Source organism: Pseudomonas sp., from assembly GCF_048265905.1.
GTDB lineage: Bacteria > Pseudomonadota > Gammaproteobacteria > Pseudomonadales > Pseudomonadaceae > Aquipseudomonas.
Genome location: NZ_JBLXAP010000005.1, coordinates 51,630 through 65,205, shown reverse-complemented (window position 1 = coordinate 65,205; position 13,576 = coordinate 51,630). Strand labels below are relative to the sequence as shown.

Annotated in this window: 13 protein-coding genes and 1 tRNA gene; 13 read left to right on the top strand and 1 reads right to left on the bottom strand. The window is 55.3% G+C overall.

Annotated features, from left to right (window positions below; genetic code table 11):
- Position 1: 1 nt before the first annotated feature.
- From miaA to ACN0UH_RS08950, 8 genes are all read left to right on the top strand, one after another.
- Positions 2-976: a tRNA (adenosine(37)-N6)-dimethylallyltransferase MiaA gene (miaA, locus tag ACN0UH_RS08985; protein WP_417661740.1), complete on the top strand. Its 975-nt coding sequence runs from the start codon at positions 2-4 to the stop codon at positions 974-976.
- Positions 977-1,073: 97 nt separating this feature from the next.
- Complete coding sequence (gene hfq / locus ACN0UH_RS08980; RefSeq protein WP_417661739.1) at positions 1,074-1,334, top strand: RNA chaperone Hfq; 261 nt, start codon at positions 1,074-1,076, stop codon at positions 1,332-1,334.
- 15 nt (positions 1,335-1,349) lie between these two features.
- Positions 1,350-2,651: a ribosome rescue GTPase HflX gene (gene hflX, locus ACN0UH_RS08975; RefSeq protein WP_417661738.1), complete on the top strand. Its 1,302-nt coding sequence runs from the start codon at positions 1,350-1,352 to the stop codon at positions 2,649-2,651.
- Between the two features lie 96 nt (positions 2,652-2,747).
- Positions 2,748-3,917: an FtsH protease activity modulator HflK gene (hflK, locus tag ACN0UH_RS08970; RefSeq protein WP_417661737.1), complete on the top strand. Its 1,170-nt coding sequence runs from the start codon at positions 2,748-2,750 to the stop codon at positions 3,915-3,917.
- On the top strand, positions 3,917-4,789 hold the full coding sequence (hflC, locus tag ACN0UH_RS08965) for a protease modulator HflC (RefSeq protein WP_417661736.1): 873 nt from the start codon (positions 3,917-3,919) through the stop codon (positions 4,787-4,789). Before hflK ends, hflC begins: the two co-directional genes overlap by 1 nt.
- 106 nt (positions 4,790-4,895) lie before the next feature.
- Positions 4,896-5,081 (top strand): DUF2065 domain-containing protein, encoded by a 186-nt coding sequence (locus tag ACN0UH_RS08960; RefSeq protein WP_417661735.1) that lies wholly within the window; start codon positions 4,896-4,898, stop codon positions 5,079-5,081.
- A 37-nt stretch (positions 5,082-5,118) separates the two neighbouring features.
- Positions 5,119-6,306, top strand: a complete 1,188-nt coding sequence (locus tag ACN0UH_RS08955) for an ATP phosphoribosyltransferase regulatory subunit (protein WP_417661734.1) — start codon at positions 5,119-5,121, stop codon at positions 6,304-6,306.
- A gap of 55 nt (positions 6,307-6,361) precedes the next feature.
- Positions 6,362-7,657, top strand: a complete 1,296-nt coding sequence (locus ACN0UH_RS08950) for an adenylosuccinate synthase (RefSeq protein ID WP_417661733.1) — start codon at positions 6,362-6,364, stop codon at positions 7,655-7,657.
- 381 nt (positions 7,658-8,038) lie between these two features.
- Here the strand turns inward: ACN0UH_RS08950 and ACN0UH_RS08945 are convergent.
- Positions 8,039-8,125: transfer RNA gene (locus ACN0UH_RS08945), tRNA-Leu, on the bottom strand.
- Between the two features lie 204 nt (positions 8,126-8,329).
- Here ACN0UH_RS08945 and rnr point away from each other — a divergent pair.
- The 5 genes from rnr to ACN0UH_RS08920 all read left to right on the top strand — a co-directional run bounded on the left by rnr (position 8,330) and on the right by ACN0UH_RS08920 (position 13,572).
- Positions 8,330-10,924, top strand: a complete 2,595-nt coding sequence (gene rnr, locus ACN0UH_RS08940) for a ribonuclease R (RefSeq protein ID WP_417661732.1) — start codon at positions 8,330-8,332, stop codon at positions 10,922-10,924.
- Positions 10,921-11,670 carry a 23S rRNA (guanosine(2251)-2'-O)-methyltransferase RlmB gene (rlmB, locus tag ACN0UH_RS08935; protein ID WP_417661731.1) on the top strand — a complete coding sequence of 250 codons (750 nt, stop codon included), beginning with the start codon at positions 10,921-10,923 and terminating at the stop codon, positions 11,668-11,670. The genes rnr and rlmB overlap by 4 nt, the downstream gene beginning before the upstream one ends.
- Before the next feature lie 285 nt (positions 11,671-11,955).
- The gene (gene rpsF / locus ACN0UH_RS08930) at positions 11,956-12,384 is read left to right on the top strand and encodes a 30S ribosomal protein S6 (protein ID WP_087518366.1); all 429 of its coding nucleotides are present in this window, start codon (positions 11,956-11,958) and stop codon (positions 12,382-12,384) included.
- 28 nt (positions 12,385-12,412) lie between these two features.
- Entirely contained in the window at positions 12,413-12,643 is a 231-nt protein-coding gene (gene rpsR, locus ACN0UH_RS08925) for a 30S ribosomal protein S18 (protein ID WP_003246847.1), read from the top strand.
- A 35-nt stretch (positions 12,644-12,678) separates the two neighbouring features.
- Complete coding sequence (locus ACN0UH_RS08920) at positions 12,679-13,572, top strand: hypothetical protein (protein WP_417661730.1); 894 nt, start codon at positions 12,679-12,681, stop codon at positions 13,570-13,572.
- The last annotated feature ends 4 nt before the right edge of the window (positions 13,573-13,576 follow it).

The window sequence follows — 13,576 nt, the reverse complement described above, 5'->3', positions numbered from 1 at the left end:
AATGTCTGAGCGTCTGCCGCCAGCAATATTCCTCATGGGGCCTACGGCTGCCGGTAAAACCGATTTGGCCCTGGAGTTGGCGCGGGCGCTGCCTTGTGACCTGATAAGTGTCGACTCGGCGTTGATCTACACCGGTATGGATATCGGCACGGCCAAGCCTGACAAAGCCACGTTGGCTGAGTACCCGCACCGCCTGATTGATATTCGCGATCCGGCGCAGAGCTATTCGGCGGCGGAATTTCGCAGCGATGCCTTGGCTGAAATGGCTGAAATCAGCGCAAGAGGGCGGATTCCGCTCCTGGTGGGCGGTACCATGCTCTATTACAAGGCGCTTCAGGAAGGTTTGGCTGATATGCCGGGCGCTGATGCACAGGTGCGCGCAGAGCTCGAAGCGCGGGCCCTGGCCGAGGGTTGGGGCGTATTGCATCAAGAGTTGGCCGCTGTCGACCCTGAGTCTGCCGCGCGTATACATCCTAACGATCCTCAGCGCTTAACCCGGGCTCTTGAGGTATATAAAGTCAGTGGGTTGACCATGACTGAACATCGTCAGCGTCAGGCGCAACAAAATGTTGACGTTAACCCGGCGACTGCTGGGCATTTACCCTATAATGTTGCTTGTGTGGCCATTGCTCCGGCTGATCGAAGCGTGCTCCACGAACGAATTTCACAACGTTTTCAGATAATGCTTGAACAAGGCTTCATCGAAGAGGTCGAACTTCTGCGCCAAAGAAGTGACTTGCATCCAGGTTTACCGTCTATACGAGCAGTAGGTTACCGCCAAGTGTGGGAGTACCTCGACGGCGGTGTAAGTCGTTCGAAGATGCAGGAATTGGGGATTATCGCAACTCGCCAGTTGGCCAAGCGGCAGTTTACATGGCTGCGCAGTTGGTCTGATGTGCACTGGCTGGATAGCTTAGCTTGCGACAATGCGTCACGTGCCTTGAAATACTTTGCATCGGCCTCCATATTGAAATGAGACCATGCCGTTAGCCGTCTATCCTTGAGGGAGGGCGGCGCTGAGTTGTTTGTTGATTCTTAAATTATTGAAATTGATCCTTAAAGGAGTGCGGCACATGTCAAAAGGGCATTCGCTACAAGACCCTTACTTAAATACCCTGCGTAAGGAACGCGTACCGGTATCTATATACTTGGTAAACGGGATTAAGCTGCAGGGGCAAATCGAATCTTTCGACCAGTTTGTAATTTTGCTGAAGAACACTGTCAGCCAGATGGTCTATAAGCATGCAATTTCCACCGTAGTGCCGAGCCGCCCGGTTCGTCTGCCAACCGCTAGCGAAACGGAGCAGGCAGAAGCCGAGCCAGGTAACGCCTGATTTTAGGGGGCTGTATTGTTCTTCGAACGCCATGAAGGTGGTGAGCGGGCCATCCTGGTACATTTGGATGGCCAGAACTCCGAGGCGAGTGAAGATCCGCAAGAGTTTCAGGAGCTCGCTATTTCAGCGGGTGCTGACACGGTGGCCTTTCTCAGTGTGCCGAGCAATCGGCTGACTGCGAAATACCTCATCGGTAGCGGTAAGGTTGAAGAGTTGCGTGACCAGGTTAAGGTTGTTGAAGCCGATCTGGTTATCTTTAATCACGTTCTGACACCCAGTCAGGAACGTAATCTTGAGCGTGCCTTTGAATGTCGTGTATTGGACCGTACAGGTTTGATTCTCGACATTTTTGCCCAGCGTGCGCGTACTCACGAGGGTAAGTTGCAGGTCGAACTTGCCCAGCTTGATCACCTGAGTACCCGCTTGGTCCGTGGCTGGACTCACCTTGAGCGACAAAAAGGTGGTATCGGCTTGCGGGGCCCGGGTGAGACACAGCTCGAAACCGACCGCCGCTTATTGCGGGTTCGTATTCGTCAAATTAAGCAGAAGCTCGATAAGGTCCGTAGCCAGCGTGAGCAGGCTCGCCGTGGCCGTCAGCGGGCTGATATCCCTTCGGTTTCCTTAGTCGGTTATACCAACGCCGGTAAGTCGACATTGTTCAATGCGGTGACCGACTCTGAAGTCTTCGCTGCTGATCAATTGTTCGCAACGCTTGACCCAACTCTGCGTCGTCTAGACTTAAATGACTTTGGACCTATTGTGCTGGCGGATACGGTTGGCTTTATTCGCCACTTGCCGCACAAATTGGTTGAGGCGTTTCGTGCGACCCTTGAGGAGTCAAGTAACTCCGATTTGTTGCTCCATGTGATTGACTCGCATGAGCCGGAGCGTATGGCGCAGATGGAACAGGTGCTGGCGGTGTTGACTGAAATTGGCGCGCATGAACTGCCGATTCTTGAGGTCTACAACAAGCTTGATCTGCTCGAAGGAGTTGAACCACAGATTCAACGTAATGCCGATGGCAAACCACAACGTGTATGGTTGTCGGCACGCGATGGGCGTGGTCTGCCTTTACTTAAACAGGCGATTGCGGAACTCTTGAGTGATGATCTGTTTGTCGGCACATTACAGTTGCCGCAAAAGCTTGGCCGGTTGCGTGCTCAGTTTTTTGAGTTGGGCGCCGTACAGAGTGAAGGTCATAGCGAGGACGGAAGTAGCTTGTTGGCAGTACGTTTGCCGCGTGTAGAGCTGAACCGGTTGGTGAGTCGCGCCGGTCTGCAGCCCTTAGAGTTTATCGAGCAACACACTTTGCAATAAAGCCTGTGTCAGCGGTTGTGCCGCTGAGGCTAGGCATTCGGTAGCATTGGCTGGCGCGCCGTGGGTGCGTCTTTGCTTTATCAGATGGAGAGCGCTATGGCTTGGAATGAGCCGGGTGGCAACTCGAATAATCAGGATCCATGGGGTGGGCGCCGTAATAACGGTGGCGACCGCAAAGGACCTCCGGATCTCGACGAGGCCTTCCGCAAGCTACAGGAAAGCCTTAACGGGTTGTTCGGTGGCGGTAAAAAACGTGGCAGTGGCGACGCTGGCAGTGGCAGCAACAAGGGTGGCTACGGCATGCTCTTGGTTGGCTTTCTGGTGGTTGTGGCTTTTTGGCTTTACAGCGCGATCTATGTTGTCGATGAGCAGGAGCAAGCTGTTGTTCTGCGTTTCGGTAAGTATTACGAGACTGTAGGGCCGGGTCTGAACATCTACTTCCCGCCGATTGATCGTAAATTTCAGGAAAACGTCACCCGTGAGCGTGCATATAGCAAGCAGGGGCAGATGTTGACCGAAGATGAAAACATCATCGAAGTACCGCTGACCGTGCAGTACAAAATCAGCAATCTGCAGGATTTCGTACTTAACGTGGATTCGCCTGAAACCAGTTTGCAGCAAGCAACTGATAGCGCGATACGTCACGTGGTTGGCTCGACTGAAATGGACCAGGTGCTGACTGAAGGTCGTGAGCTGTTGGCCAGTGAGGTCACGGAGCGCTTACAGCGGTTCATGGACACTTACAAGACCGGTATCGTTGTGACTCAGGTGAACTTGCAAAGTGCTGCGGCGCCGCGTGAAGTTCAAGAGGCGTTCGATGACGTGATTCGTGCCCGTGAGGATGAGCAGCGCGAAAAGAACAAAGCTGAAACCTATGCCAACGGTGTGGTTCCAGAGGCACGTGGTCAGGCCCAGCGTCTGGTCGAAGATGCAATGGGTTATCGTGACGAAGTGGTTTCTCGTGCCGAGGGTGAGGCGGATCGCTTCACAGCATTGGTCGCTGAGTACCGCAGGGCACCAGAGATTACCCGTGAGCGTTTGTATCTCGACACCATGCAAGAGCTGATGAGCAACACCAGCAAGGTCTTGGTCACTGGCGACAAAGGGCAGAACAATCTGCTTTACCTGCCGCTGGATAAAATGATTGATGGCCGTAAAGGCAGTGGCTCAAGTGCAATTTCCGGCAGCGCTTCAGCAAGTGATGCGGATGCAGGGGCGATGCGTACACCACAACCGGTTGATCTACGTTCAAGGGAGAGCCGCTGATGAGTAGTAAATCACTGGTTGCCCTGATCGTTGCAGTGGTTCTGGCAATCGTTGCTTGGAACAGCTTCTATATCGTTGCTCAAACCGAGCGTGCGGTGCTGCTGCAGTTCGGTCGTATCGTCAATCCGGACGTGAAGCCTGGCTTGCACGTGAAGATTCCATACGTTAACCAGGTGCGTCTGTTTGATGGTCGCTTGTTGACATTGGATGCAAGCAGCTCGCGTTTCCTCACCTTGGAAAAGAAAGCATTGATGGTTGATGCTTATGCCAAGTGGCGAGTGCGTGATGCTGAGCGCTTCTACACTGCGACTTCCGGTATCAAGCAAACGGCTGACGAGCGTCTGTCACGTCGTCTTGAGGCTTCCCTGCGTGACCAGTTCGGTAAGCGCACTTTGCACGAGTCTGTGTCGGGTGAGCGCGATGCGCTGATGGCTGACGTGACTGCATCGCTAAACCGGGCGGCACAGAGCGAACTGGGTATCGAAGTTGTTGACGTGCGGGTTAAAGGCATTGATTTGCCTAAAGAAGTAAACCGCAGCGTGTTCGATCGTATGGGCTCGGAGCGTGAGCGTGAGGCTCGTGAGCATCGCGCCAAGGGTAAAGAGCTGGCGGAAGGTATCCGTGCGGATGCCGATCGTCAGCGCCGCGTACTGCTGGCAGAAGCCTACCGTCAAGCTGAAGAGCTGCGCGGTGAGGGTGATGCTAAAGCTGCAGCCATCTACGCCAAGGCATACGGTCAGGATCAGGAGTTTTACTCCTTCTACCGCAGCCTCAAGGCTTACCGTGAGAGTTTCGCGGACAAGCGTGACGTGTTGGTACTGGATCCAAGTAGCGAGTTCTTCCGCTATCTGGAGAAATCCAAGCAGCCATAACTTTCGCCCCGACGGACGCATGTCGTCTGTCGGGGTGACCGTTTAAGAAAACGTGGTATGATGCGGCAGCCGGGAAAATCCCGGCTTTTTTGCGTCTGTGGGAATCATGTGGCAGGAATTAGGCATTGCAGTCTGTTTGGTCTTGGTGCTGGAAGGTATCCTGCCCTTTCTCTATCCGCGTCGTTGGCGCGGTATGGTCGAGCAGCTAATTCAATTGTCAGATCGCGGACTGCGTCTTATGGGGCTGACCAGCATGTTGCTGGGCACAGCACTTCTTTATTGGCTTCACTGATGGCTTGTGCCGCCCGGATCAAGAGGGGAATGGCGAAATGGCGACGGTAGACCGCTGGCTGCTGCCAGATGGCATCGAAGAAGTATTACCTCCAGAGGCTGCGCGCATCGAAGTGGCGCGCCGGCAGGTGCTGGATCTGTTCCAGCGCTGGGGCTATGAATTCGTAGTAACGCCGCATATCGAATACCTTGAGTCGCTGCTGACTGGCGCGGGTCAGGATCTCGATCTGCGGACGTTCAAGGTGATCGATCCTTTGTCGGGTCGGCAAATGGGCTTCCGTGCGGACATTACCCCGCAGGTTGCACGCATTGATGCGCATACACTGCGCCGCGAAGGGCCGAGCCGCCTATGTTATGCCGGTAGCGTGTTGCATGCGCAGCCGCGCGCGCTAACCACCTCGCGCAGCCCGATCCAGTTGGGCGCCGAGTTGTATGGCGATGCGAGCCCGGCGAGTGATGTCGAGGTGATCAGTCTGCTGGTCAATACGCTTGAGCTAGCTGTCGTGCCGGATGTGCACATGGACCTCGGTCATGTCGGCATCTATCGCGGCCTGGCGCGCGCTGCTGGCTTGTCTGGTGCGGTTGAGCAGCAGTTGTTTGATGCTCTGCAGCGCAAGGCTATTGATGAAATTGCCGAGCTGACCGAAGCATTGCCTGCTGATCTGAGCAAAATGCTGCGCGCGCTGGCTGAGCTGTGCGGTGGTCGTGAGGTGCTTGATCTGGCGCAAGCGTGCCTGGTTGAGGCGCCGGATGATGTGCATGCGGCGCTGGATGATCTTGTGGCGATTGCCGATGAGCTGAGTCTGCGTTACCCAGAGTTGCCGTTGTACTTTGATCTTGGTGAGTTGCGCGGCTATCACTATCACACCGGTGTCGTATTTGCCGCGTTTGTACCGGGTGTCGGTCAGTCGATTGCGCAGGGTGGTCGTTATGACGATATCGGTGCAGACTTCGGTCGCGCTCGCCCGGCTACCGGTTTCTCGACAGATTTAAAAACGCTGGTGAGTTTGGGCAACATGCAGCTGGCGGATGCGCCGGCGGGCATTTGGGCGCCTGATCACCACGATGTTTACCTGTGGCAAGCGGTACAAAAGCTGCGCGGCGAAGGTGTGCGGGTTGTACAGGCTCTGCCAGAGCAATCTTTGGCTGATGCGCATGAGGCTGGCTGTGACCGTCAGTTGCAGTTGCGTGATGGTCGTTGGCAAGTGACGCCCTTGGCGTCCTGATATGTTTCCGTCGGTTATCACCGACATCTAGCTTGCGCGAATGAGGACAAGTGTTATGGGTAAGAATGTCGTAGTCCTGGGCACCCAGTGGGGCGATGAGGGTAAGGGCAAGATCGTCGATCTGCTGACTGAGCAGGCTGCCGCTGTAGTTCGTTATCAGGGCGGTCATAACGCAGGCCACACACTGGTCATCGACGGTGAGAAAACCGTACTGCACCTGATTCCTTCGGGCGTCCTGCGCGATGGCGTGCAGTGCTTGATCGGCAACGGTGTCGTGGTTGCCCCGGATGCGCTGATGCGTGAAATCATCAAGCTCGAAGAGAAAGGTGTGCCGGTGCGCGAGCGTCTGCGTATCAGCCCTTCTTGCCCGCTGATTCTGTCTTATCACGTGGCGCTGGATCAGGCTCGTGAAAAAGCCCGTGGTGATGCCAAGATCGGTACGACCGGTCGCGGTATTGGCCCGGCTTACGAAGATAAGGTCGCGCGTCGTGGTCTGCGTATCGGTGATTTGTTCCACCGTGAACGCTTTGCCGCCAAGCTTGGTGAGTTGCTCGATTATCACAACTTCGTGCTGCAGAATTTCTACAAAGAGCCTGCAATCGATTTCCAGAAAACTCTGGACGAGTGCATGGAATATGCCGAGTTGCTGAAGCCGATGATGGCTGACGTGACGGCTATTCTTCACGAAATGCGCCGTGACGCCAAAGACATCATGTTTGAAGGTGCGCAGGGTTCGCTGCTGGACATCGATCACGGTACTTACCCGTACGTAACCAGCTCCAATACCACGGCTGGCGGCATCGCTACCGGTTCTGGTTTTGGTCCGATGTACCTCGATTACATCTTGGGTATCACCAAGGCTTACACCACGCGTGTGGGTTCGGGTCCGTTCCCGACTGAGTTGTTCGATGAGACCGGTGCATTCCTCGCCAAGCGCGGTCACGAGTTTGGTGCGACTACCGGTCGTGCTCGTCGTTGCGGTTGGTTTGACGCAGTTATCCTGCGTCGTGCTATCGAAATCAACAGCATCTCGGGCTTGTGCCTGACCAAGTTGGACGTGCTCGACGGTCTGGAAACCATCAACATCTGTGTGGGCTACAAGGATCAGAACGGTGACGTTCTGGTTGATGCGCCAACTGATGCTGATAGCTACATCGGTTTGCAGCCAGTGTACGAAGAAGTGCCGGGCTGGAGTGAGTCGACTCTGGGCGCCAAAACCCTTGAAGAGCTACCAGCTAACGCGCGCAATTACATCAAGCGTGTTGAAGAGTTGGTCGGTGCGCCAATCGATATCATCTCGACCGGTCCTGACCGCAACGAGACCATCGTGTTGCGTCACCCGTTCGCGTAAACACTGCGCGGGGTTAAAAAGGGTCGCCTGGGGCGGCCCTTTTTGCATTCTGGGCCGGGTCGTTTGCTTGTGAGGCTATTGCCGTCGAGGCAATTTTTTGGGGTTGGATCTTGGCGGGCTTAAATAAATCACTCGTCCAGCGATTGCGAGCGAAGTGTTTTTGAGGTTGCGTCAGGTGAATGCGATTGCACTGGTTAGTGCAGAGTTGTTTGCGGTTTGCGCCAGAGCTGCTGCTTTTTTGGATGTGCAGTTCAAGACTTGGTCGGGGCCGGAAGGCTTTAGATTAAGGTGATGGAGGGCGCGTGTTGGTTAGTTTCAAACAGCTGCTAAGCTAAATAACAGGCATAAAAAAACCGAGCCTTTGGCTCGGTTTTTTGAATTTGGTGCCCAGGAGAAGACTCGAACTTCCACGACCGTAAGGTCACCAGCACCTGAAGCTGGCGTGTCTACCAATTTCACCACCTGGGCATTGATTGCAAAGATTGCTCTTTTACGATCAACTACAACAACGTTTGCCGTCGTTGTGGCGCGCATAATACGGATCGGTATTTTAGTTGTAAACCCCCGTCGTTAAAAAAATATTATGTGTTGCGGGCTGACCCGGACACCTGTTTCGCGCTTCAATAGGCGCATGGCAAACCGAATTTATATAGAAAAGGTGAATCCTCTCTAATGGCCGATTGGCAATCCCTCGATCCCGAGGCCGCTCGTGAAGCGGAAAAGTATGAAAACCCCATTCCAAGTCGTGAGCTTATTCTTAAGCATCTCGATGAGCGTGGCTCCCCGGCAAACCGTGAACAGCTGCTGGAAGAGTTCGGGCTGACAACTGACGAGCAGATAGAAGCGCTGCGCCGTCGACTGCGCGCCATGGAGCGCGACGGTCAATTAATCTATACCCGTCGCGGCACCTATGCGCCGGTTGATAAGTTGGATCTGGTGCTTGGCCGTGTCAGCGGTCACCGCGATGGTTTTGGCTTCCTGGTTCCGGATGATGGCAGCGATGACCTGTTTCTGAGCCCGGCGCAGATGCGTTTGGTCTTTGATGGTGATCGCGCTTTGGCGCGGGTTGCCGGTCTCGATCGTCGTGGTCGCCGTGAAGGTGCGGTGGTCGAAGTGATCGCCCGTGGCCATGAATCCATCGTTGGTCGTTATTACGAAGAAAGCGGTATTGGCTTCGTAATTCCCGATAACCCGAAAATCCAACAAGAAGTGTTGGTCACTCAAGGTCGTAATGCGGGTGCCAAGCAAGGCCAGTTTGTCGAGGTGAAAATCACCCATTGGCCAACCCAGCGCTTCCAGCCGCAAGGTGATGTGGTTGAGGTTGTGGGTAACTACATGGCGCCGGGCATGGAAATCGACGTTGCCCTGCGCAGCTACGACATTCCCCATGTCTGGCCAGATGCGGTGGTTAAAGAAGCCAGCAAGCTGAAGCCGGAAGTCGAAGAAAAGGACAAAGAGAAGCGGGTTGATTTGCGCCATCTGCCGTTCGTCACCATCGACGGTGAGGATGCGCGCGACTTCGATGACGCGGTGTATTGCGAGAAAGGCGGCGGCAACTGGCGCCTGTTCGGAGGTGGTTGGAAGCTGTATGTAGCCATCGCTGACGTTTCCCATTACGTCAAAATCGGTTCGGCGCTGGATGCCGAGGCGCAAGTGCGCGGCAACTCGGTGTACTTCCCGGAGCGGGTTATCCCGATGCTGCCGGAAGAGCTGTCCAACGGCCTGTGCTCGTTGAATCCGCATGTTGATCGCCTGGCCATGGTTTGTGAGATGACCATCTCGAAAACCGGCAAGATGACTGACTATCAGTTTTATGAGGCGGTTATTCATTCCCATGCGCGCCTGACTTACAACAAAGTCAGCACCATGCTTGAGCAACCGAAGACTGCCGATGGCAAGGCTCTGTGTGGCGAGTACAAAGAGGTGTTGCCGCATCTCAAGCAACTCTATTCCCTGTATCACGTGTTGCTGACTGCACGTCACGAGCGTGGTGCGATTGATTTCGAAACACAGGAAACCCGTATTATCTTCGGGGCAGGGCGCAAGATTGCTGAAATTCGCCCAACCCAGCGCAACGATGCGCACAAGTTGATCGAAGAGTGCATGCTGGCCGCCAACGTTGCCACCGCCGCATTTATGCAAAAGCATGAAATTCCGGCGCTGTACCGTGTACACGATGGTCCGCCGCCTGAGCGCCTGGAAAAGCTCAAAGCATTCCTTGGCGAGTTGGGCCTGAGCCTGCATCGGGGCAAGGCCAAAGATGGTCCGTCGCCCAAGGATTACCAGGCGCTGCTTGAAACCATCAAGGATCGCCCGGATTACCACCTGATTCAGACCGTAATGCTGCGTTCATTGAGCCAGGCGGTGTACAGCGCTGATAATCATGGCCACTTTGGTCTTAATTACGACGCCTATGCGCACTTCACTTCGCCGATTCGTCGCTACCCGGATCTATTGATTCATCGGGCGATCCGCAGTGTGATCCGCTCCAAGCTCGATACCCCGCACGTCCAGCGTGCCGGTGCCACGAGCATGCCCAAAGCGCGGATTTATCCGTATGACGAGGCAATTCTCGAAGAGCTTGGTGAGCAGTGCTCGATGTCTGAGCGACGCGCCGATGAAGCCACGCGCGATGTGGTGAATTGGCTCAAGTGCGAGTTTATGAAAGACCGCGTTGGCGAGACTTTTCCGGGCGTAATCACTGCGGTGACGGGTTTTGGCCTGTTCGTCGAGCTGAGTGATATCTACGTGGAAGGTTTGGTGCATGTCACCGCGCTGCCTGCGGATTATTACCACTTCGACCCGGTTCATCATCGTTTGGCCGGTGAGCGCAGTGGCCGTAACTTCCGTCTGGGTGACAGCGTTGAAGTGAAGGTGATGCGGGTTGATCTCGACGAGCGCAAAATCGACTTCGAGATGGCGCAAAGCGTCACCGATGCACCGGTCGGTCGCAAGCGTGGCGACAGTGCTCGTGGGCGTAATGACCGCTCTGCAAAGGGTGAGCGCAGCAGCAAGACTGAGCGTGCCGGTAAGGGTGAGCGTGAAAGCAAATCCTCGAGCAAGCCAGCGCCTAACGCTGATGTGCAAAAAAGTCGTGATGTTAAGCGCGCATTGCTGGCTGGCGCCAAAGGCAAGCCAAAAGCTGCTGGAGCTAAAGGGGCGTCAAAGACAGAAGGGCCGGCTGCACCGTCCAAACACCGCAAGGGCCCACCGAAGTCAGGTGGGGCCAGCAGCAGTGCACCGCGTAAACGTAAGGCGAAATCATGAGTCAGTTGGAAAAAATCTACGGAGTGCATGCCGTAGAAGCATTGCTGCGTCACCACCCTAAGCGAGTCAAGCAGGTTTGGCTGGCTGAAGGGCGCAGTGATCCGCGGGTGCAAACCTTGATCGCTTTGGCGAGCGAGTCGCGTGTAGCGGTTGGCCAGTGTGAGCGGCGCGAGATGGATGCTTGGGTCGAAGGCGTGCATCAAGGCGTTGTTGCTGACGTCAGCCCGAGTCAGGTGTGGGGCGAGGCAATGCTCGACGAACTGCTCGATCGTACTGAGGGCGCGCCATTGATTCTTGTGCTCGATGGTGTGACTGATCCGCACAATCTCGGCGCCTGCCTGCGCACCGCTGATGCTGCGGGCGCGCTGGCAGTGCTGATTCCGAAAGACAAGTCAGCCACGCTCAATGCAACGGTGCGTAAAGTTGCCTGTGGCGCCGCTGAAGTGATTCCGCTGGTCGCGGTGACCAACTTGGCGCGCAGCCTGGAAAAGCTTCAGCAGCGCGGCTTGTGGGTTGTGGGTACTGCCGGTGAAGCCGAGCAAGAGATCTACGATCAAGACCTGACAGGCCCAACGATTCTGATCATGGGCGCCGAAGGTCGCGGTATGCGCCGCCTCACGCGTGAGCATTGTGATTACCTGGTTAAGCTGCCAATGGCGGGTAGCGTTAGCAGTCTTAACGTCTCGGTCGCCACTGGCGTCTGCCTGTTTGAAGCGATGCGCCAGCGTCGTAATGTGAAGAAATAAGACCGGCATGGGCACTGCCGGGCGCAGTGCCTCATGGCTGGGTGCTTAGGCTCGGCTGGTCGCCGGGGCCATTCTCGGTGAGTGGCGAGGCGTCCAGCCGCTCGGCTGTAATTGTTCAAATAATCACCAGTTTACCTTGCTTGTAGTAGGGTGCTTCTCTAGAATGTCGCCCCTTGCCGTGACGGCAGGTGCTTTTGTGCCCTCCGCTCAGCAAGACTAAACAAGTGATCTTCACTCCTTGCCTGACCGCATTAAGCGGCAGGCTACAACCCGTAAGGAGCATTTATGCGTCATTACGAAATCATCTTTCTGGTTCACCCGGACCAGAGCGAGCAAGTCGGCGGCATGGTTGAGCGTTACACCAAGCTGATCGAAGAAGACGGCGGCAAAATTCACCGTCTGGAAGATTGGGGCCGTCGCCAGTTGGCGTACGCTATCAACAACGTTCACAAGGCTCACTACGTGATGCTGAACGTTGAGTGCACTGGCAAAGCCTTGGCTGAGCTGGAAGACAACTTCCGTTACAACGACGCTGTGATCCGTAACATGGTCATCCGTCGCGAAGAAGCAGTCGTTGAACAGTCGGAGATGCTCAAGGCCGAAGAAAACCGCAGTGAGCGCCGTGAGCGTCGTGACCGTCCTGAAAACGCTGAGTCTGACGACTCGAACAGCGATGACAGCGACAACAACGACAGCGACAACGCTGACGAGTAATCCACGGATCTATTGAGGAGCCTATCAAATGGCACGTTTCTTCCGTCGTCGTAAATTCTGCCGTTTCACCGCTGAAGACGTGAAAGAGATCGATTTCAAAGATCTCAACACGCTGAAAGCTTACATCTCGGAAACCGGCAAAATCGTTCCTAGCCGTATCACCGGTACTAAGGCTCGTTATCAGCGTCAGCTGGCTACCGCTATCAAGCGCGCCCGCTTCCTGGCCCTGCTGCCTTACACCGACAGCCACGGCCGCTAAGACCGGATGTTCGACAAGTAGTAAGGGATTAACGCATGCGCGCCTTAGCTGAATTTATTATGCGCGGCCGTGTGCAGGCCACTCTTGTAGTGGTCGGATCGGCGGCATTGCCGCTGCTGTTCTGGTTGAGTGCTGCAGCAGGTTGTCTTGTACTCCTGCGGCGCGGTTTGAGTGATGCCCTAGGCATCCTCGCATGGGCATTACTGCCAGCAATTGCTTGGTGGTACTTCGGCGAACCGCGCACCTTATTGGTGTTGCTGGGCGCGCTGGGGATGGGGTTGTTGTTGCGCTCCAGTATGTCGTGGAACCGTGTACTGCTTTGCAGTGTGGCATTAGGCCTGGTGTACGGGTTGGTTTTGGGTGCGGTGTTCCGTGAACCTATCGATGCAATGGCGGGTGAGTTGAAACAGCTCATGCCGCAAGTGCTTGATGGGGTCTACCAGCAAATGTCGGTAGATGAGCGAGCGCGTCTGGACAACCTAATTGCACCGGTGCTGACCGGTTTACTGGCAGCTTTGCTGCAGATTGTCAGCCTGTTGAGCCTGATGCTTGGGCGATACTGGCAGGCGTTGTTGTATAACCCGGGTGGTTTCGGGCGCGAATTTCGCAGCTTGAGACTGCCGCCGCCGTTAGCGATGTTGCTGCTGGTGGGCATGCTGTTAGGGCCGAACCTCGGTCCACAAATGGCCATGCTGACACCGTTGTGTAGCGTACCGTTGGCGTTTGCAGGCATCGCCCTGATTCATGGGTTGGTGGCGCAAGGGCGGATGTCCAAGTTTTGGCTTGTGGGGCTGTACATCACGCTGCTGCTGTTTATGCAGCTGACTTATCCGTTACTGGTGGTAATCGCCATTGTCGACAGTCTGTTTGATTTTCGTGGGCGTCATGAGCGTAAAAAAGGCTCTGACTCCACGAACGGTGAAGGTTAAAAGT